Source organism: Caldicellulosiruptor kronotskyensis 2002, from assembly GCF_000166775.1.
GTDB lineage: Bacteria > Bacillota > Thermoanaerobacteria > Caldicellulosiruptorales > Caldicellulosiruptoraceae > Caldicellulosiruptor > Caldicellulosiruptor kronotskyensis.
Window position 1 is genome coordinate 538,530 of sequence record NC_014720.1, and the last position, 20,839, is coordinate 559,368.

General features: G+C 36.6%; 19 protein-coding genes, 1 tRNA gene and 1 riboswitch. Of the genes, 11 read left to right on the top strand and 9 right to left on the bottom strand.

The features are described 5' to 3' along the window. The first annotated feature begins 129 nt into the window (after positions 1-129). The 3 genes from CALKRO_RS02100 to CALKRO_RS02110 all read left to right on the top strand — a co-directional run bounded on the left by CALKRO_RS02100 (position 130) and on the right by CALKRO_RS02110 (position 3,645). Entirely contained in the window at positions 130-1,800 is a 1,671-nt protein-coding gene (locus tag CALKRO_RS02100) for a ribulokinase (protein ID WP_013429473.1), read from the top strand. Between the two features lie 103 nt (positions 1,801-1,903). Beyond that, positions 1,904-3,016: a GntR family transcriptional regulator gene (locus CALKRO_RS02105; RefSeq protein WP_013429474.1), complete on the top strand. Its 1,113-nt coding sequence runs from the start codon at positions 1,904-1,906 to the stop codon at positions 3,014-3,016. Then, entirely contained in the window at positions 3,001-3,645 is a 645-nt protein-coding gene (locus tag CALKRO_RS02110) for an L-ribulose-5-phosphate 4-epimerase (protein WP_013429475.1), read from the top strand. Before CALKRO_RS02105 ends, CALKRO_RS02110 begins: the two co-directional genes overlap by 16 nt. Positions 3,646-3,728: 83 nt before the next feature. Here the strand turns inward: CALKRO_RS02110 and CALKRO_RS02115 are convergent, their stop codons facing one another. Next, positions 3,729-5,087: a beta/alpha barrel domain-containing protein gene (locus tag CALKRO_RS02115; protein WP_013429476.1), complete on the bottom strand. Its 1,359-nt coding sequence runs from the start codon at positions 5,085-5,087 to the stop codon at positions 3,729-3,731. 6 nt (positions 5,088-5,093) lie between these two features. Beyond that, positions 5,094-5,244, bottom strand: a riboswitch (cyclic di-AMP (ydaO/yuaA leader). A gap of 61 nt (positions 5,245-5,305) precedes the next feature. Continuing rightward, a complete protein-coding gene (locus CALKRO_RS02120; protein WP_013429477.1) occupies positions 5,306-6,427 on the bottom strand; it encodes a DUF362 domain-containing protein in 1,122 nt (373 codons plus the stop codon). Positions 6,428-6,663: 236 nt separating this feature from the next. On the opposite strand from CALKRO_RS02120, the gene CALKRO_RS02125 reads away from it, so the two are divergent. Genes CALKRO_RS02125 through CALKRO_RS02135 form a run of 3 tightly spaced genes read left to right on the top strand, consistent with a single transcriptional unit; the run spans position 6,664 to position 9,324 of the window. Further along, positions 6,664-7,227 (top strand): anthranilate synthase component II, encoded by a 564-nt coding sequence (locus tag CALKRO_RS02125; protein WP_013429478.1) that lies wholly within the window; start codon positions 6,664-6,666, stop codon positions 7,225-7,227. 8 nt (positions 7,228-7,235) lie between these two features. Continuing rightward, the gene (gene pabB / locus CALKRO_RS02130) at positions 7,236-8,555 is read left to right on the top strand and encodes an aminodeoxychorismate synthase component I (protein WP_013429479.1); all 1,320 of its coding nucleotides are present in this window, start codon (positions 7,236-7,238) and stop codon (positions 8,553-8,555) included. A 16-nt stretch (positions 8,556-8,571) separates the two neighbouring features. After that, positions 8,572-9,324, top strand: a complete 753-nt coding sequence (locus tag CALKRO_RS02135) for an aminotransferase class IV (RefSeq protein WP_013429480.1) — start codon at positions 8,572-8,574, stop codon at positions 9,322-9,324. 61 nt (positions 9,325-9,385) lie between these two features. Here CALKRO_RS02135 and CALKRO_RS02140 read toward each other — a convergent pair whose 3' ends face one another. The 4 genes from CALKRO_RS02140 to CALKRO_RS02155 form a co-directional block, all read right to left on the bottom strand. Then, a complete protein-coding gene (locus CALKRO_RS02140; protein ID WP_013429481.1) occupies positions 9,386-10,672 on the bottom strand; it encodes a 4Fe-4S binding protein in 1,287 nt (428 codons plus the stop codon). Further along, positions 10,669-11,661, bottom strand: coding sequence for an FAD:protein FMN transferase (locus tag CALKRO_RS02145; protein ID WP_013429482.1), 993 nt, complete (start codon positions 11,659-11,661; stop codon positions 10,669-10,671). The genes CALKRO_RS02140 and CALKRO_RS02145 overlap by 4 nt, the downstream gene beginning before the upstream one ends. 119 nt (positions 11,662-11,780) lie before the next feature. After that, positions 11,781-12,383 carry a TetR/AcrR family transcriptional regulator gene (locus CALKRO_RS02150; RefSeq protein WP_013429483.1) on the bottom strand — a complete coding sequence of 201 codons (603 nt, stop codon included), beginning with the start codon at positions 12,381-12,383 and terminating at the stop codon, positions 11,781-11,783. 43 nt (positions 12,384-12,426) lie between these two features. Further along, positions 12,427-13,230 (bottom strand): alpha/beta hydrolase, encoded by an 804-nt coding sequence (locus tag CALKRO_RS02155; RefSeq protein ID WP_013429484.1) that lies wholly within the window; start codon positions 13,228-13,230, stop codon positions 12,427-12,429. A gap of 165 nt (positions 13,231-13,395) precedes the next feature. Here CALKRO_RS02155 and CALKRO_RS02160 point away from each other — a divergent pair, with 165 nt between their 5' ends. Beyond that, positions 13,396-14,439, top strand: coding sequence for a TDT family transporter (locus tag CALKRO_RS02160; RefSeq protein WP_013429485.1), 1,044 nt, complete (start codon positions 13,396-13,398; stop codon positions 14,437-14,439). 89 nt (positions 14,440-14,528) lie between these two features. Here the strand turns inward: CALKRO_RS02160 and CALKRO_RS02165 are convergent, their stop codons facing one another. From CALKRO_RS02165 to CALKRO_RS02175, 3 genes are all read right to left on the bottom strand, one after another. Then, a complete protein-coding gene (locus CALKRO_RS02165; RefSeq protein WP_013429486.1) occupies positions 14,529-14,828 on the bottom strand; it encodes a DUF1634 domain-containing protein in 300 nt (99 codons plus the stop codon). After that, on the bottom strand, positions 14,829-15,659 hold the full coding sequence (locus CALKRO_RS02170; protein WP_013429487.1) for a sulfite exporter TauE/SafE family protein: 831 nt from the start codon (positions 15,657-15,659) through the stop codon (positions 14,829-14,831). It lies immediately after the preceding gene. Positions 15,660-15,805: 146 nt separating this feature from the next. Then, positions 15,806-15,898 (bottom strand) — tRNA-Ser (locus tag CALKRO_RS02175). Between the two features lie 203 nt (positions 15,899-16,101). On the opposite strand from CALKRO_RS02175, the gene CALKRO_RS02180 reads away from it, so the two are divergent. The 4 genes from CALKRO_RS02180 (at position 16,102) to CALKRO_RS02195 (ending at position 20,786) form a co-directional block, all read left to right on the top strand. Further along, positions 16,102-16,500 carry a thioesterase family protein gene (locus CALKRO_RS02180; RefSeq protein ID WP_013429488.1) on the top strand — a complete coding sequence of 133 codons (399 nt, stop codon included), beginning with the start codon at positions 16,102-16,104 and terminating at the stop codon, positions 16,498-16,500. A gap of 9 nt (positions 16,501-16,509) precedes the next feature. After that, a complete protein-coding gene (locus tag CALKRO_RS02185; RefSeq protein ID WP_013429489.1) occupies positions 16,510-18,171 on the top strand; it encodes a formate--tetrahydrofolate ligase in 1,662 nt (553 codons plus the stop codon). Positions 18,172-18,225: 54 nt separating this feature from the next. Beyond that, entirely contained in the window at positions 18,226-19,476 is a 1,251-nt protein-coding gene (locus CALKRO_RS02190) for an aminotransferase class I/II-fold pyridoxal phosphate-dependent enzyme (RefSeq protein WP_013429490.1), read from the top strand. 92 nt (positions 19,477-19,568) lie between these two features. Then, on the top strand, positions 19,569-20,786 hold the full coding sequence (locus tag CALKRO_RS02195) for a zinc-dependent alcohol dehydrogenase (protein WP_013429491.1): 1,218 nt from the start codon (positions 19,569-19,571) through the stop codon (positions 20,784-20,786). The last annotated feature ends 53 nt before the right edge of the window (positions 20,787-20,839 follow it).

The window sequence follows — 20,839 nt, forward strand, 5'->3', positions numbered from 1 at the left end:
AAGAGAAGGAGCATTAAATTGTCCGCGTACAACTTTTTTTGCTCCTTCTCTTTTGTTCTTTTTGCATATATGATACTATATTTTTAAAGAAACATGTATGCACAAGCAAAGGGGAAAAGGGGGATTTTTATGGCAAAGTTCAGTATAGGAATTGATTTTGGGACACAGTCAGGAAGGGCAGTGCTTGTTAATGTTGAGACAGGAGAAGAGGTTGCAACAAGTGTGAAAGAGTACACTCACGGAGTTATGGACGAGAGCTTGCCAGACGGTACAAAACTTCCTCATGACTGGGCACTTCAACATCCACAGGATTATATAGAAGTCTTGGCAACAACCGTTCCAGATGTCTTGAAAAAAGCAGGTGTTTCCAAAGACGATGTGATTGGAATAGGAATTGACTTTACAGCCTGCACAATGCTTCCTATCAAAAAAGATGGAACACCGCTTTGCATGATAGACAAGTTCAAATCAAATCCTCATGCCTATGTTAAGCTGTGGAAACACCATGCTGCTCAAAAATATGCAAATAAGCTAAACCAAATAGCACAAGAGCGAGGAGAAAAATTCTTACAAAGGTATGGCGGAAAGATTTCATCCGAATGGCTATTCCCCAAAATCATGCAGATTTTAGAAGAAGCACCAGAAGTCTATGAAGAGGCAGACAAATTTATAGAAGCTGCTGACTGGATTGTGTTTAAGATGACAGGGGTTGAAAAGAGAAACTCATGCACAGCTGGATATAAAGCTATCTGGAGCAAGAGGGAAGGATATCCTTCAAAAGAATTTTTCAAAGCACTTCATCCAAGGCTTGAAAATGTTGTTGATGAAAAGCTGTCACGCGATATATACCCGATTGGTCAAAAAGCTGGTGAGCTCACAGAAGAGATGGCAAAGCTAATAGGATTAAATCCTGGTACTGCTGTTGCAATTGCAAATGTTGATGCTCATGTGTCAGTTCCTGCTGTTGGGATTACTGATATTGGCAAGATGCTAATGATAATTGGAACATCTACATGCCACATGCTTTTGTGGAATGAAGAGAAGATGGTACCAGGAATTTGCGGATATGTTGAAGATGGAATCTTACCTGGTTTTTATGGGTATGAGGCAGGACAGAGCTGTGTTGGAGATCATTTTGAGTGGTTTGTTGAAAACTGCGTGCCAGCTCAATATCACGATGAGGCAAAACAAAAAGGACTCAACATATATCAGCTACTGAAAGAAAAAGCAAAGGGACTCAAGCCCGGCCAGAGTGGTCTTTTGGCGCTTGACTGGTGGAATGGTAACAGGTCAATTCTGGTTGATGCAGACCTCACTGGTATGATGCTTGGCATGACCTTGACTACAAAGCCAGAGGAGATGTACAGAGCACTGATTGAGGCAACGGCATATGGCACAAAGATAATAATTGATAACTTCAATGAGCACGGTGTTGAAGTAAGAGAACTTTATGCGTGTGGAGGAATTGCTGAAAAAGATGAGCTTTTGATGCAGATTTATGCTGATGTGACAGGGCTTGAAATAAAGGTTTCTGCATCACCTCAAACACCGGCACTTGGTTCTGCAATGTTTGGTGCTGTTGCTGCAGGAAAAGAAAGAGGTGGTTATGACAGCATATTTGAAGCTGCAAAGAAAATGGCAAAACTTAAAGACTATTCTTATAAACCAAATCTGCAAAACCATGAGGTTTACAAAAAGCTATACAGAGAATACAGAACACTTCACGACTATTTTGGAAGAGGAGCAAATGATGTAATGAAGAGACTAAAAGAGATAAAAGATGAAGTTTCGAAAATGTAACAAATGCATTTAATTTGTAACTTGCAGGCTGTCTTCAAAATTTTACAATTTCCGACAGCCTGCAGGTTATAATTATAGATTGATTTGAAAATTTAGAAATGGTATGATTAAAATAAACTTGTATATACAAGATGATGGTAAAATGAGTAAGACAAAATATGAATTGATAAAGGATTTCATAATTGAGGGTATTAATTCTGGCAAATTTAAAGAGGGAGAAAAGATTTATTCAGAGAATATGCTTGCAAGGAAGTTCAAAGTTTCGCGGCACACTGTAAGAAGAGCTATAATGGAGCTTGAATTTGAAGGGCTTTTGGTATCGCTAAAAGGAAGAGGCACGTTTGTTGCAAAAAAGAGTGCAGACAGTTCTAAATGTATCGCAGTTCTTACAACATTTATCTCTGACTATATCTTTCCACTAATTATAAGGGGAATTGAAAAGGTTATAGCACATGAAGGTTACGGACTTTTACTATTTTCAACAGACAATAGTTACGAGTTTGAAAGATACCACTTGGAAAGTATAATCAACAACCCCAATATTGATGCTGTTATAATAGAACCCACAAAAAGTGCGCTGCCATCCAAAAATCTGGAACTTTACAAAAAGCTTATACAAAAAGACATACCTGTTATATTCATAAACACCATCTTAGAAGAAGTGACTCAAAACTATATAATAACAAAAGACCAATCGGCTGTATATAAACTTACTACCAACCTTATAAAAAATGGGTGTAAAAGACTTTTTGGTGTGTTCAAAGGTGATGACCTGCAAGGAATAAAAAGGTACCGTGGGTTTGAAAAAGCCTGCAAAGAAGCCAATGTAGAATTTGATGCAATCTTTTTCACAAGTGAGGAATACAATTTTGTTCACAAAAGGGCAGCAGAGGTTATATCAAGAGAAAAGTTTGATGCAGTTGTCTGTTACAACGACAAGATTGCTCTTCCTCTTTGTGTTAAGCTAAAAGAAATGGGATTTAGAATTCCCCAGGATATATCTGTTACAGGGTTTGACAATTCACTTTTAGCAACATTAACAGATATAAAGCTCACAACAGTTGAACATCCTAAGGAAAAGCTTGGTGAGATGGCAGCAAAAGCCACTATTGCAATGATAAAGAAAAATAAAGTGCATGTAAGTGAAGAAATAGAGTGTGAGATTATTTACAGGAATTCTACAAGAGGAGGAATACAGGAATGCTTGAAAGCTTAAAAGAGATTGTTTGCAAATACAATCTTTATCTTCCAAAATTTGGTCTTGTCACATGGACATCTGGTAATGTCTCAGCACGCGACCCTGAGACAAACCTTGTTGTTATAAAGCCATCGGGTGTAATGTATGATGATTTGACACCTGACAAAATGGTTGTTGTTGACATGGATGGAAATGTTGTTGAAGGAGATTTAAAGCCGTCAACAGATACACTAACTCATCTTTATGTATACAAACACATGCCGCACATAAATGCTGTTGTTCATACACATTCAAACTATGCAACAGCGTTTGCAGCTTTGGGTCAGCCAATAAAGGTGTATTTGACAGCAATTGCTGATGAGTTCGGCTGTGAGATTCCGTGCGGTCCGTACGCTCAAATTGGTGGTGAGGACATAGGAAAGGTGATAGTTGAGTATATAGGAGAAAGTCCGGCGATTCTTCTTCAGAACCATGGAGTTTTCACAATAGGTAAGACAGTTGATGAGGCTGTAAAAGCGGCTGTGATGGTTGAAGATGTTGCAAAGACAGTGTTTATTGCAAAGATGATGGGCCAGCCTATCGAGATTCCGCTTGATGAGGTAAAAAGAGCTCATGAGAGATACATGACAAAATATGGGCAAAAATAAAAAATTACTTCCCCCCAGCACAAGAAAGGATTGTTAATACAACATAAGGCTGCCGTTTTCATGTGGCAGCCTTGCTTGTTTTTTTACAGTCCAAATATTCTACTTACAACCTCTTTTAACTCTTCATCACTTATTGATGTATTTCTTCCATTTTCATATTGACTGTCTACCCACTCTTTGACCTTCTGAACCCTTGGGTCTTTTTTGTCAACCTGAATGTCAATGCCGCTATCTTTGAAATACCTATTTATCCAGATTACAATTCCTGCAATGCCTGAGTATGCATCTATAATCACCTTAGGAGGCTTCCCCAGAATCTTTCCTGTATCAAATATATTATAAATCTCCTCATCTTTCATAAGTCCATCTGCATGGATTCCTGCCCGTGTTGCGTTAAAGTTGTCACCGACAAAAGGCGTCATTGGAGGAATCTCATACCCGATTTCTTTTTTGAAATACTCAGCAATTTCAGATATCACAGCAACATTCATGCCATCTGCACTGCCTCTTATCTGAATATATTCCATCACCATTGCCTCTAATGGTGTATTTCCAGTTCGCTCACCTATTCCCAATAGTGAGGTGTTTACCATTGAAGCACCGTAAAGCCATGCCATTGTTGAGTTTATGACTGCCTTATAAAAATCGTTGTGCCCGTGCCATTCAAGCCACTCAGATGGCACTTCACCATAGTTGACAATACCATAGATTATTTGAGGCACACTTCTTGGGAGAGCCACACCCGGTATTGGTGATCCAAGCCCCAGTGTGTCACAGGCTCTGATTTTCACAGGCATATTTGCCTCTTTTGAAAGTTTCATAAGTTCATTAATAAACGGCAAGACAAATCCGTAAAAATCAGCTCTTGTGATGTCTTCAAAATGGCAGCGTGGTATAATTCCTGCCTCTAAAGCTGCCGACACAATTTCTAAGTATTGCTTCATTGCTTGACTTCTTGTCATCTTTAATTTTTTGAAGATATGATAGTCAGAACATGAAACCAAAATTCCTGTTTCCTTGATACCAAGGCTCTTTACAATCTCAAAATCCTCTTTTTTTGCCCGAATCCAAGCGGTGACTTTTGGAAAATCATAACCTTTTTCTAAACACTTTAAAACTGCTTCTTTGTCCTGTTTTGAGTACAAAAAAAACTCTGTGTGAAGAATAACGCCACTCCCATTGTCAAGTTCATGCAAGTAGTCATAAATTCTACAAATTTGATCAACAGTGTACGGTGAGCGTGATTGCTGGCCGTCTCTGAAAGTTGTGTCTGTGATGTAAAGCCGCTCAGGAACATTCATTGGCACAATTCTGTGGTTGAAAACAAGCCTTGGTACCTCATTGTAAGGATAGATGTTCCTGAAAAGATTTGGCTCTTCAACATCCCTGAACTGATACTCAATCTCAAGAATGTGAGTCTTTTGATTAAATTTTACATTCATAAAAAACAAACCTCCCTTTCAAAGCTTCGGGGGTTAGCTGACGGGTTCGGGCAGAAAGGGACGTTTGCCCTACAAGGCAAAAATGCCTTGATTCACCCCAAAAAATGGGTCCCCCCTATCCTGTGCTTTTTACACAGGAATTCAGCTTTTTTAATTTTATTCTTATTATAATTATTTTTATCATATCAGAAAACCAGCAATTTGGCAAGCAAGCATCTCTATATTTTTACAAGTTCATACTCCATACTTCCAAGTCCAATCTCCTGAGCATGTTTTAGTGCTACTTGCCAGTCTGTGTCAGGATGAATACTCTTGAATCTGTCAATTTTGCCGTCAATCTCAATATGTTTTGCCTTTTCAAATGCAGACCCAGCTGGTGTGAATGCAGAACTATTTACAAGGTCAACACATGCTTTGTCAAGTGCAACAGGGTCAAATGATGCTGCAATGCCAATGTCTGGTGCAATGGGAATATCATTGTGTGACCAGCAGTCGCAATCAGGTGAAATGTTCATTATAAAGTTTATATGAAAATTGGGTTTGTCTTTTAAAACTGCATAGGTATACTCAGCAATCTTTTCACTTGCGATTGATGCTGCCTCATCCCATCTTACAGTTGCTGCGCCAAACTGACAAACTGCAACGCACTGACCACATCCAACACATTTTTCATAGTCAATGACAGCTTTTTTCTTCTCATTCAAAGTTATAGCAAGCTGAGCACAGCTTTTGACGCACATTCCGCAGCCAACACATTTTGATGTCTTTATAACCGGCTTTGAGGATGAGTGCATAAAAAGCTTTCCACCGCGAGAGCCTGAGCCCATTCCAATGTTCTTGATTGCACCACCAAACCCTGTCATCTCATGACCTTTGAAGTGGTTCATTGAAATTATAATATCAGCATCTGCGATGGCAGAACCTATCTTTGCTTTTTGGGTGTGCTTGAGATTCACCTCAATCTCTCTGTACTCTGTACCTTTTAGCCCATCTGCAATTATTACATGACAGCCAAGCACAAGCGGGTTAAACCCATTTTCGTAAGCTGCTTCTAAATGGTCTAAAGCATTGCTCCTTCTTCCTGTGTAAAGTGTGTTTGCATCTGTTACAAAAGGCTTGCCACCAAGACTTTTGATAAGTTTTACAATCCTTGCAACGTAGTTTGGTCTTATATACGCAAGATTGCCTGGTTCTCCAAAGTGGACCTTGATAGCAACAAACTTGTTTTTAAAATCTATTGTTTCAATTCCTGCTTTTTTCACAAGGTTTTCAAGCTTGTCAAGCATATTGTACCCCGGTTTGGTTTTAAAATCTGTGAAATACACCTTTGATTTTGCCATTTTCAATTTTCAACTCCTTTCAAAATTTTCAGGTAAGTAAAATTATAATCCTTTTTTGAAATTTGTGAATAGCTTTAATTTGGCAGAAGGTTGCAAAATATTGATGTGTGCCTTTGCAAGTTATAGTATAATAGTGAAAAGTAGAAGAGTACAAGAATGCACTTTTTTGATATAAGGTATCAAAAAGGATACTATCAAAATATAGTCTCCGGCCAGGTAAAGAGGGTGTTTTTACAATGAAGGTTTTGATTGTTGACAATTTTGATTCGTTTACATATAATCTCTATAACTATTTTTTAAGACTCAAGGTGTCTACCACTGTAATAAACCGAGATAAGATTACCACAGAAAAAATCTTGCAGCTAAACCCTACTCACATTGTCCTTTCCCCTGGACCAGGAAGACCTACTGACGATAAAATTTTGTTTGAAATCATAGATAAATTTAAAGAGTCAAAAAGTATTCTTGGTGTATGTCTTGGACATCAGGCAATTGGCATGTTCTTTGGGGCAAAACTAAAAAAAGCAAGAAGGCCTATGCATGGGATTGTAGATACAGTATTTCATGACCAAAAAGGAGTATTTGAAAATCTCAAAAACCCTCTGCGCGTTGTGCGATACCACTCTCTTGTGATAGATGATGTTGACAGCACGCAGCTTACCATCACAGCAGTATCAAAAGAGGGAGAGGTTATGGGTATAAGACACAAAAGGTTTAAAATAGAAGGTGTGCAGTTTCATCCTGAATCAATTGCAACTCAGCATGGGCTTTTGATGCTTAAAAATTTTTTAAAAGGGTGAGAATTTAAGTGCAGATTTTGGTTTATAACACAGTAGTTGACCCATTTTTGATTTTTTGTCATCTGAAAACCGATTTTTCAGTTTTGCTTGAGAGCAGTATGTTAAGCAAAAGGTATGGAAGATATTCTTTTTTGTTTTTAAAGCCCAAAGAAGTTTATATCTTAGATGAAGAGGATGATGTTTTTGAGTATTTAAACCAACTTTCAAATAAAATAACAAGTAAATATTGCCCTTCTGACTTTATCTTCAATGGAGGTTTTGCAGGATATTTTTCTTACAACTTTGGTGTTGACCTTTTTGAAATTGAAAGAAAAAAAGATACTTCTCCTATCCCCAAAGCGTATTTTGGATATTTTGAAGATTTTGTTGTTATTGACCACTTTGAAAAAAAGACATATGCTTCTTTTACATCTAAAGCTTTAGCACAAGAATTCGAAATGATCCTAATAAGTGAAAACCTTGCTCTGCCAAGCTTTAAAAGAACCTGCATTGAAAGAGCTTGGTGCAACTTTGAAAAGTCAGAATACATGCAAGCGGTGAAAAGAATAAAGAATTATATTTTTGAAGGTGATGTTTACCAAGTAAATCTTTCACAGCGCTTTTTTGTAAAAGGAGTATTTGACTCTGACTTTTTGTATTTTAACCTCAGAAAAAGTAACTATGGCTGTTACCATGCATATATAAAGCTTCCAAAAGCATCTGTAATATCAACATCGCCCGAACTTTTTTTAAGAAAAAGAGGAGATATCCTCATAACCAAACCAATAAAAGGTACATCTAAACGTGGAAAAACCCCAGAAGAAGATAGAATTTTAAAAAAGCGGCTATATAACGATATAAAGTGCAGGTCAGAGCTTTTGATGATTGTTGACCTTGAGAGAAACGATTTTGCTAAGATATGTTTGCCAGAGTCCATTGAGGTTGAAAAACTTTTTGATGTTGAAGAATACTCAACAGTTTTTCATCTTGTTTCAACTATAAAGGGAAAGCTTCTTGATGGTATAGATTTAAAAAGGATAATTGAAGCAACCTTTCCAGGCGGGTCAATAACAGGTGCACCAAAACTGAATGCTATAAAGATTATAGAGGAGCTTGAAAAGTGTCCGCGGGGGATATACTGTGGTTCTATTGGTTATATCTCAAACAATTTCAACATGGATTTTAACATTGCAATCAGAACGCTTGTTATAGAACAGGACACAGCATACTTTAGTGTTGGGGGCGGAATTGTTTGGGACTCTCAAGAAGAGGAAGAGTGGTGGGAGACAATCCACAAAGGAAGACCGTTTATAGAAATTTTAGGAATTAATAATTTAACATTTATGTAAAAAGGAGGCAGGAATTTTGGAAGAGTTTTTTCGGTGGTATAGTTTTGTATTGATTCCTTTTGAGACAGTTTATTTTGACAAAAAAGGTGTGCATTTTTTGTTTGAACACTTTAAAAGATTTAAAAGAGCCTTCTGGATACTTGGAGTTGAGTTTGATTTGGAGTTTGAAAAGTTCAAACAAGCTATAGAAAGGTATATGGTTTCTTGTGGTAGAGATTATGGTGGGATGAGGGTTTTATATGTTGATGGCAATTTGATTTTGGAGCAAAAGGAAATAAGATACAGCAGAGCTCTTTTCCAAAAGGGATTTGAGCTGAAAATCGCACGCACAAGAAAGGATAAAGCCAATATACTTAACTACATAAAAACTACCAATATAGGTGTGAATTTGATAGAAGAAAAAAGTGCCAAAAACAAAGGATTTGACAGCTGTCTTTTTCTCAATCAAGATGGTTTTATATGCGAGGCAGCGTTTGCCAACATCTTTTTTAGAAGAGATAAGGTTATTTACACACCTCACATTTCGTGCGGACTGCTTCCCGGCATTGTAAGAAAACATGTAATAAGAGTATCTGAAAAATTAGGATATATAGTAAGAAAAGCTTTTTTGAAAATAGAAGATATCAAAGATATGGATGAGTGCTTTATTACAAGCAGCATAGCAGGTATTTTCCCTGTTTTGCGGATTGAAAATATTGAGTTTAAACAGAGAAGTTTTGCAGAGTATTTACTGAGCATGGATAAATTTAACCGCCCATGGGTTAGCTAAAAGATAACAAACGAAAAAAATGGGCTGCTAAACTTTCTTAATTTTGAGCAGCCCGTGTATTTTAATTTTGTGCCGACTCATCATTTTCAATTTTTGCCTTACTGAGTGCGTCTTCAACTGCCATGATAATACCATAAGACGTTCTTGTCGCACCAGAGATAATATCAACATTTGTTGACTGAGACTCTATTATCTCTTTTGGAATGATCTCAAATGGCAGCTGTGCAAAGCTTGGTGTTTCGTGATGAGAGATTATCTGGATATCTGTAATTTTATCGTTTTTGATTGTAACCTGAACAACAAGCCCTGGTCTGTATCCAAAACCTTCGCCTGTATATGTTCCATCTCTGTAAATTTTAGAGGCAGAATTTTGTGTGGTAGTTTCCTGAGAATTTTGTGTAGCAAGGCCTGTATTTTCTGATTCAGTTTGATTTTCTTGCAAGCCCGTGTTATTTTCAGATTGAATACTTTGTGAAAAAGTTGTTGAAGATTTTGAAGATGTAAATTTTTGGTTCAATAGTTCAATAGAAGAAGCAGTAGCAAAAAAGCTTGCAACTGAAAACACGCCTGCAATGGCTGCGGCAGAGGTATACCGTGGGTCTATTTTGGTCTTTGCGATGTTCAGCTCAATATTTAACATTGGACAGCTTTCAACGCATTTTACACACGCTATGCACTCGCCTTTGTAATTTTCGACATTGTTCATATCTATTCCCATTGGGCAAGCACTAGTGCATATTCTGCACTTTCCACAGTTTTTGTCTACCTTTTTGACAAATAAAAGTTTTGCTCTGGAGATTATATTGAAGATTGCACCAAGTGGGCAGAAGTATCTGCAATGGGCTCTGTTTACAAAAAGGCTCAAGATTAATACAAACACAAAAAATACAAAGCTTGGCAAGTATGTCTTTATATCAAAATTCAAAGAAAGCAGGTTGTCAAAGGCATCCCAGGGGTCAGCATAAAAAGTTTTTCCAAACGTCCACACAATTACAATGAGGTACACAAGCACAAGGTATTTTATCATTTTAAGAAAGCTATCTAATTTTTTAGGCATTTCAAATGTCTTTTTAAAGATTTTCTTGCCCAAAAAATGTATCCATTCTAAAATGCTTCCGAACGCACATACCCAGCCGCAAAAAAACCTTCCCAAAAAGATTGTGATAATCAGGGTTACAATAAGCATTATAAAGTTCTGATTAAATTGAAAGTTTTCCTTGCCCAAAAAGGCTAAATACAGACTTTTTATTTGAGATAGAAGCATTGCAAAAGAAAGAGGAAAGAAAATAAATGAAATAAGCTGGATGAAAAACCTTAGTATTTGTGTTGGCATTACTTTTTTTCTCACAGAACAATCACCTCATTTGTCTTAATAATTCTGAAAGAGCTATCACACAGGGTAAACCTTTGTGCAAGCCCTGGTGTTATATATATTTCTCGAAAAGAAGTAGCAACCACTGCTTCAATAGTCTTGCTGTCCTGTATGAAATTTATGGCCTTTTTAAATCCCATTGCAAAAAGAGCAGTTGACATCGCATCTGCAAATGTTGAGTTTGTGTCAACAACGGTTATACTTGCAATGTCATCTTTTACAGGAAATCCTGTTTTTGGATTGATTATGTGTGAAAGTTTTTTACCATCAATTGTAAAGTACCTTTCATAACTTGCGGATGTTACAACTGAAGTACTACCCAGTTCTAAAAAACCCAGTATATCTTTTCTTGTTTTAAAAGGATGCCGAATTCCCACCTTCCAAAGGCTCTCATCATGTTTTTTCCCAACTGTCAGTATATGCCCACCAAGGTCGACAATTGCTGAATTTATACCTTCCTGTTCAAAAATCTCACGTATTTTGTCTGCCACAAAGCCTTTGGCAATAGCTCCAAAGTCAAGTTTGACTTTGTTTTTGAGCTTTACTTTGTAGTTTGGTAAAAGCTTTATATTTTCTGAGCCTGAAAAAGTGAGAGCAAGTTCTATTTCTTCTTTTGACGGCATCTTATTTTTTTGTTTTGCTTCTTTCCACAGGTCCATAAGTCTTTTTATTGTTATGTCAAAATAGCCTTCTGAAAATTTGCTATATTCAAGCGATTTTTTTATGAGATTATAAACCTCAGGACAAACCTTTATAGGTATATAACTTCCATATCTATTTAATTTTGAGACCAAACTTTTAGGCTTGAAAACTGACAACTTATTTTCCATGTCTAAAATGAGTTTGTAAGCTCTATCAAATGCACTTTCAAAGTTTGATTGGTAAAAAATAAAATGAATGTCTGTGCCAAGTGCAAATATTGATTTTATAATCTTTGTCTTATTTGAAATCAAGGCTGTGTCCATCGCAGTTTTTTAAGCTCCTTCTGTGCAGTTTTTGTAATATCTATTATAAGGCAAAAAAAGAGATGGTGTGTGAACAAATTGTGAAAAGATTGTGAAAGGAGATTAAGAAATTGTGAAATTCAATTTTCAAGAATTTTTCGAATTGTGGACAAAAGAAGAGGTTTTACCTTTTCGATTGGAGCAGGCTCGTCATTTACAATACTTGAATAGGTGAGCGAGCTGACAAGTTCAAGTATCATAAAAACAACTATCTCAAGTTCTTCTTGGGTATAGTTTGTATTAAAATTTTTTAGAAACATTTCTTTTGCTCTTTTCAATTCTGCAAACTGTTCATTTTCGGTAATCTTTTTATAAAACACCCATGAAAAATCCTTTTTTAAAAATTTAAAAAGAACTCTGTTTTTACTTAAATAGTCAATAATATACTCAAGAAAATAAAGAAATTTGTCAACAGAAGACGAAAATTCTCTTGTAGATACCTCTTGCAATGCTTTTTTGACAATCTCACTACTTTTTTTGAGAATTAACTTTTCAAGAATATCTTCCTTGTCCTTGAAATAAAGATAAAAGGTTCCCTTTGCAACGCCTGCTTTTTTAACTATTTCATCTATAGCAGTGGCTGTTATTCCCTTTTCAATAAAAAGATTATAAGCAGCATCTAAAAGCTTATTTTCCTTGATTAACTTTTTCTGAGCTCTTCTACCTTCTTTTCTAAGAAACATTTACAATCCCTTTCTTGTAAGTTTTAAATTACATCTTTTCTTATCAAACATTATATCCTATAAACCCTATGCTTTCAAACCATTTTTCGCAGAGGTTTGTCCACTCTTTGACATATAAAGTCTCGTTGGCAAGACCAAGTCCGTGTCTTCCGTGAGGGAAAATGTGAAGCTCAAACGGTACCCCGTGTTTTTTTAGAGCCATTGCAAACAAGAGAGAGTTTTCTACAGGGACGCTACTATCATCGCTTGTATGCCACAAAAATGTTGGCGGTGTTTTACTTGAAACCATGTTGTGGGATGAAAGTGTCCACACCAAAACTGGGTCGGGGTTTTCACCAAGCAGAGCTTTTTTGCTACCTTCGTGGGCATACTCAGCAAGGCTTATAACAGGATAACACAGAACCATACAGTCGGGTCTGCTGGAAACTCTTTCAACAGGGTCGTTGTTTTTCTTGTCGCCACTGTCAAAATGTGTACCAGCCAAAGACGCCAAGTGCCCGCCTGCAGAAAAGCCCAAAACACCAATTCTATTTGGGTCAATATTCCATTTTTTTGAAAAGTATCTTACAAGTCTAATTGATCTTTTGGCATCCAAAAGAGGAGCAGGGTGTTTGTAGGGCAAGACTCTATAATTTAGCAAAAAAGCCGAAATTCCTATGGAGTTTAGCCATTTGCAGACAGGTTCGCCCTCATGCTGGGCTCTGTGGGTGTATCCACCCCCCGGAAATACAATTATACACGAGAGTTTGTTACTGCTTTCAAGTGTATAAGGTACAAGATGAGGAACAAACGGGTTTTCAGGATCAAAAAAAGGAATATCATCTTGGTTTTCCCAAAGAGGAATCATATTAATCATCCTTTCATATAAAGATGTTTCAAAACACAAATTAATGTATTGCTCATGAGAAAATTATAATACTATTTTCTCTGTTTGAAAATTTTGATTGAAATTAAAGAACTTATTCATTATAATATAATTATATTCTTATACAATTATGAAAGGTGGAGAAAAATGAAAAGTATCATCAAAAACTTTTATCCGTCATGGTTTGTTGTTTGTATGGGAACTGGAATTATTACAAATCTTTTCAAAGCTGTTGGCTATAACTTTTTGTCTATTACTTTTGCCTTGATTAACATTGTATTTTTTGCAATAATCTTTTTAATCTGGTTTCTAAAATGGTTTATAGGATTTGAAAGTGTAAAAAAGGATATAGAAAATCCTCTTTTATCAAACTATTTTGCTACAATGCCAATTTCCCTTTTGATTGTAGGATTAAATATTTTAATTAACCAGCAGTTCTTTGGGAAAATTTTTTCAGTCGCTTTTGCAAGGTATTCATTCTATTTAGGAAGCTTTCTTATGATAATATTTTCAATAACAACATTTTTAGTTCATCTTTCTCACAGAGAAATACCAGGTTCACTCTTAAACTTTGCGTATTTTATGCCACCTGTTGGAAATATAATAGTACCTATACTTGGCAATGAAATCATAAACAGAAGTGTAGTTGATGGCAATGAAAAAAGCATAATAACCTTCATAAATTTGACTATGTTTGGAATAGGATTTATGCTATTTTTAAGTTATTTGCCGATTATCAAAGGAAGGTTTATTTTACAAGAACCTATTGAAAAAGGTCATTTTCCAACAATGTTTATTCTTCTTGCACCTGTTGGTGCCTCAATTGTTGCTCTAAAGGGCTTTGTGCAGAGCCTCAAACTTACAGGGACAATTGATAATGCAGCTTTACCAGCTTTGATTAACGTACTGACAACAATACTCTGGGGATTTGGATTTTGGGTATTAATGGCATTGGTTTTTTTACTGCTGAAAAATCTGAAAATAAAAATTCCATTTAGCCTTGCATACTGGGCATATATTTTCCCTATTGGTATATTTGTTCTTGCAACTTTTAAAGTTAATTCAAGTTACAATTTTTTGTTGTTAAATCTTTTTGTAAAGTCTTTTGTCTGGATTTTGTTTGTTGTCTGGGTATATAACATTTTACTGACTCTCAAAAATGTATTTAACAAGAAACTTTTAGTAAGATAAAAATAGTATACTGAATCTTATGCAGAAAATAATTAGAGCCACGGGGGAAGATTTGAGCCCTGTGGCTATTTACACTCTTAGCAAATATTTTAGAAATTAATTGATACAAGTAAATTGCTTCCTATTATAATTAGAATTATAGAAAGTGTTATAGCAAAGTATATCAAATCTTTTTCAATCAAGAACATCAATAAAGATACAACAAGTCTTGCGAAGGGAGTAAGAAAAAGAATATAAAGCCCTGTTTTTATAATCAGGCTTCCTGCAGAAAGTTTTAGCACAATATGCAGAAAAAGTCCTGCACAGATAACAATTATACTCAGCAGCACTCCAGCTCTCAAAACAATACTTATTATGTCTTCCATTGTGGTTACTTTTTTATTTTCCATCTAAAACAACCCCTTTTTTATCATCTCAATTGAGGTATAGATTAGAACTAAAGCAAATGCAACACGAAGATACTTTGATTTTATGTAAGGCATAACCTTTGCTCCCAGCAATGAACCGAAAAGCACACCTACTGCAACAGCTCCACATGCATCGTATACAATATCGCCTCTTGCAAGATATATGCTAATACTGGCCAGTGCAGTCACGCCCATCATGAAGTTGCTTGTTGCAGTTGATACTTTAAAAGGCAGTTTCATTATAGTGTCAAGTGCTAAAACCTTGAAAATCCCGCTACCAATACCCAAAAGCCCAGAAAGTATTCCTGCAAATATCATCATCAAAAAGCCACCTGCAATATTTTGTGCACTGTATTCTATTTCTCTGTTTTGGATTTTGTCAAAGTAGCTTCCGTAAAGTTTAAGCTTCTTTGCCCATTTGGAGATTTGAAAACTTGAAGATTGTGGCTTTTCATCAGACTTTCTATTTTTTATCATCAAAAACGAGTTGTATAAAAGCAGAACTCCAAATATGAGTGACAAAACTTTTGCAGGCAGAATACCGCTCAAGATTGCTCCAAGTACACCTCCAATGACTGTTGCAAGCTGCAAGAACATTCCTATTCTGAGATGGGTAAGTTTATCTTTGACATATGCAGACGCAGCTCCAGACGATGTTGCAATGACTGACACAAGCCCGGCTGCAGCAGCCTGGTGCATATTGAACTTGAATACAATTGACAAAAAAGGGATGACAATAAGCCCCCCACCAATTCCCAGAAGTGAGCCTACAAAACCTGCAATTATTGATACAGCGAATATTTCGGCAATCACTGTATTCAGCTCCTTTGTTATTAGGTAGAACTTTTGGCTATAGAATATTTAATTAAATATTATTGTACCACAAATCTTAGACAATCTTTCTGTTACCAATGCATATATTTTGAGAAGTGAAGATTGCACGCCCCAAAAAATATTAATGGCGGAGAGAGTGGGATTCGAACCCACGGCACCCTTTTTGGGGGTGCGCACGATTTCGAGTCGTGTGCCTTCGACCACTCGGCCATCTCTCCGCCTTTTTCATTTTGCAAAATCAATTATAATTCATATTATCAGCATTTTCAAGTCAAACTTTTTCATAATTGTAATTGACAATTCCGCAAAATAGAAGTAATATATTTATTAGCGTATATTGTGAACAAAATTGTGCACCATATAAGAATGTTCAAATAGTGTTCCAAATACATAGCAGCATTCAAAGGAGGCGCATTTAATATTGAAAAAACCAGAACTTCAAGTTGGACTTAAATTTGAGATTGAGGAAGTAGTAAACGATAACATGCTTGCTTCTCATTTTCAAAGCGGGCTTTTGGATGTATTTGCAACTCCTTCGATGATAGCGCTGATGGAAAAGGCAGCACTTCTTTGTGTCGAAAATTATTTAGAAGAAGGTTATACCACAGTTGGAAGCAAAGTAGATGTTTTACACTTAGCACCAACACCAAAGGGAATGAAAGTAAAAGCAGTTGCCCAGCTGATTGCCATTGAAGACAGAAAACTCACATTTAAAGTTGAGGCGTATGACGCTTTTGAAAAGATTGGAGAAGGAATTCACGAAAGGTTTATTGTAAATCGCGAGAGATTTTTAAACAAAACATATCAAAAGGCAAGGTGAAATCTACCTATGAAAAGCATATCAAAAGTGCAGGAGACCACTCTTGAGCCTATATCCAAGATTGCAGAGAAAATAGGGCTTGACGAGGATGACCTTGAGCTTTACGGGAAGTACAAGGCAAAAATCAGTTTAGATGTGCTTAAGAAAAAAGCAGACAAAGAAGACGGCAAGGTTATTCTGGTGACATCTATTAACCCAACACCTTTTGGAGAGGGGAAGACGACAACTGCGATTGGTCTTTCTATGGCAATAAACAGGCTGGGGTTTAAATCTATCGTTACTTTAAGAGAACCTTCCTTAGGACCGTTTTTGGGTTTAAAAGGTGGGGCAACAGGTGGCGGCGCTTCTCAGATTTTGCCCTCAATTGATATAAATCTTCACTTTACAGGAGACATTCATGCAGTGACCTCTGCAAACAATCTTCTTTGCGCTGCCATTGACAACCACATTTATCATGGAAATAGCCTTGGAATAAATCCAAAGTCTATAACCATAAAAAGAGCAATGGATATGAATGATAGAAGTCTTCGGCACATTATAGTTGGACTTTCAAATGACCAGAAAGGTGCTATAAGAGAAGATGGGTTTGTTATCTCTGTTGCCTCTGAAGTGATGGCAGTTTTGTGTCTTTCAATGAGCTATGACGATCTAAAAGAAAAACTTGGAAATATATTAGTAGGTTTTACCTATCACAAAAAACCTGTGTATGCCAAGGATTTGAATGTCCATGGGAGTATGGCTCTTTTGTTAAAAGATGCACTAAAACCAAACCTTGTTCAAACTTCTGAATATACCGCTGCAATTGTTCATGGTGGTCCTTTTGCAAATATTGCACACGGAACAAATAGCATTGTTGCAACAAAAATTGCTCAAAAGCTTTCTGAATATGTAGTTGTTGAGGCAGGTTTTGGGTCGGATTTAGGAGCAGAGAAGTTTATAAATATTGTTGCAAGAAAATCTGGAATATATCCACAAGCTGCTGTTCTGGTTGTGACAGTAAAAGCATTAAAACATCATGCGAAGATTGAAGAAAATAGTGGTTTACAAAGTGGTGTACATTCTATTCAAAAAGGGCTTGAGAATTTAGAAAAGCACATTGAAAATCTCAAAGTCATGGGGTTTGAGACAGTGGTGGCTTTAAATAAGTTTCCGGACGATAAAGATGAAGAGATTGAGCTTATCAGGTCTTTTTGTGAGGAAATGGGTGTAGAATTTTCAGTATCAAGTGCATATACTCATGGCTCAGAAGGTGTGCTTGATCTTGCTGAAAAGGTTATAGAGGTGAGCAATAAAAGGAAAAAAATAAACTTTGTTTACCAAGACAGTGATTCTATCGAGGAGAAAATTAAAAAAGTTGCAACCATCATCTATGGCGCCAAAGATGTAAAATTTTCTAAAGCAGCTTTGTCAAAACTTGAGCTTATAAAAAACCTCAAGGTTGAACATTTTCCCATTTGTATGTCAAAAACTCAGTATTCGCTTTCTGATGACCCGAAAGTGTTGGGAAGACCGAAGGATTTTGTTCTGAATGTCACAGATATAGAGATAAAAAATGGAGCTGGGTTTGTGGTTGTCATGTGCGGAGATATAATAGCGATGCCGGGACTTGGGAAAGACTTTGCAGCTCTTCATCTTGACATTGACAATAGCGGAAATCCCATTTTTAAATAATTTTTTTAAGTTATACATGTGCACAAAAATGTGTTCAGAAGGAGGTTGAAAAAAGTGATTGATACCACAAAATTTTCACTTGCTGATTTTATGAAGAGTGAAGATAAAAATATTATGGAACTTGCAAAAGAGTTCTGGGAGTACAAGGAAGATTATGTAAGAAGAAGACATTATCAATACAGAAGAGTTTCAATAACAGGGTCAGGACCAACAATGAAGATTATCGACCATTACACAGGACAGGTCAAAGAGATGATAAATCTTGCATCAAACGATTATCTCAATCTAACAAAACATCCAAGAACAATTAAAGCAGGGATTGAAGCTGTCAAAAAGTATGGTACAGGGGCTGGGTCTGTGCCACTTCTTGGTGGAACACTTGACATTCATGTAGAGCTTGAAAAAAAACTTGCAAAGTTCAAAGGCTGTGAGGATGCTCTGATTTACACAAGTGGTTATGGATCCAATCTGGGGACAATTTCAGCAATTCTGCACGAAAAGGACGTTGCTATACTTGATATGTATGTACATGCAAGTATAATCGATGGATGTAGAAATACAAATGTAGAGTTTTTCAGACACAACAATATGGATTCTTTAGAAAAAGTATTGAAAAAGGTTAAGGACAAATACAACACAAAACTTGTCATAGTTGATGGTGTGTATTCAATGGACGGTGACATCGCCCCGCTTGACCAGATTGTTGAAATAGCACATGCTTATGGCGCATTTGTCATGGTCGATGAAGCCCATGCAACAGGTGTGATTGGCAAAAACGGAAGAGGAACACCTGAACATTGCAATGTGGAAGGAAAGGTTGATATAGTTGCAGGAACTTTATCAAAAGCGCTTGGTGCTGTTGGTGGATTTATCGCAACAAACAAAGAGCTTGTAAACTATCTACACTTTTATTCAAGAGCATACATGTTCTCAACAGCACCAACACCACAGGCAACAGCCTCTTTAATTGAAGCGTTGAATGTTATTGAAGAGGAACCAGAGCTTCGCCAAAGACTTTGGGACAATATCAGGTATTTTAGAGAAAACCTTCTAAAGCTTGGATTTAATCTTGGTAACCAGCAAACTGCTATTTTTCCAATAATTATAGGGGATGATTACAAAGTAAAAGAGATGTGCAGAGAGCTTCATGAAGCAGGGATATATGTAAATCCTGTGTTTTATCCTGCTGTTCCAAGAAGACTTTCGCGAATTAGAATGTCTATTACAGCTGGGCATACAAAAGAGCATCTTGACAGAACATTAGATGTCCTTGAACACTTGGGTAAGAAATACGGTATAATTTAAATATGAGCTTTTAAGTTACAAGAGGCTGCAAGGATAGTGTGCAGCCTCTTAGAGTTTTTGGCAGAATTTTTGAGAGAAAGGAGATATAAAGAATGAAAGCAGTTGTGTTTGATGCAAATGTTGCAAAGTACATAAGAACTCTTTTGCTTGGTAAAATTTCCAAGAAGTTTTTTTACAATAGATTTTCATGTATTCAACTTAAAGACATTCCTGAACCTGAGCTTCCATCAGAGAACTATGTGAAAATAAAAACCACATACGCAGGAATTTGCGGTTCTGACTTAAATCTCATATTTTTACACGATTCACCCTCAACCTCACCTTTTGCTTCATTTCCTTTCGTCATAGGGCACGAGAATCTTGGAGTGATAATTGAAAAAGGCAAAGCTGTTTCGGAGTTTGAAATAGGTGACAGAGTCATTGTTGACCCGGTGCTTGACTGTGACGCACGAGAACTTCCAAGATGCAGCTCTTGTCAGGAAGAGGAATTTTCAACCTGTCTTAATATAACAGAAGGAAAGCTTTCACCTGGTACAATTATGGGAGCGTGCAGCACAACAGGTGGGTCGTGGGGCGAATATTTTGTTGCACACAAGTCGCAGGTTATAAAAGTACCTGCTACTGTCAAGGACCAAGAGGCGATACTGGTCGACCCATTAGCATCAGCTCTTCATCCTGTTATGAGAAGTTTTCCAAAAGATAGCGAAAAGGTTTTGGTTTATGGAGCCGGAATAATTGGACTTTTAGTTATTTGGAGCTTGAGAAAACTTGGAAGCTCAGCAGATATTACGGCTTTAGCAAAATATGATTTTCAAGCAGATTTGGCAAAAGAGTTTGGTGCAAACAGAGTGGTAAAGTCAAAAGAAGGATATTTAGATGAACTTGCCAAAATATCTGATGCTAAAATATTTAAACCAATGATTGGTGATAAAGTCTTGCTTGGGGGGTTTGACAAGGTCTTTGACTGTGTAGGGTCAAGAAAGACCATTAGGGATGGCATGTGGCTTACAAAACAGCGAGGAAGCTATATTCTTGTGGGGCTTGCATCACTTGTGAAAGATTTGGATTTGACTCCTATTTGGTTTAAAGAACTAAATGTCAAAGGTGCTTACTGTTACAGCACAGAGAATATAAATGAATACAAGATGTCTACGTATCAGCTTGCACTGAGCCTTATTCAGCAGCACGGAATTCCATATGAGAAGCTTATTACTCATTATTTTAGACTTGAGGATTATCAAAAAGCCATTGAAGTTGCGTCATCTAAGGGTAGTGAAAAGAGTATAAAGGTTGTGTTTAAATTTTTGTGAAATTTTACAATCAAAAAGTAGTTGCTAATACCGTTTAAATAATATTAAAATTG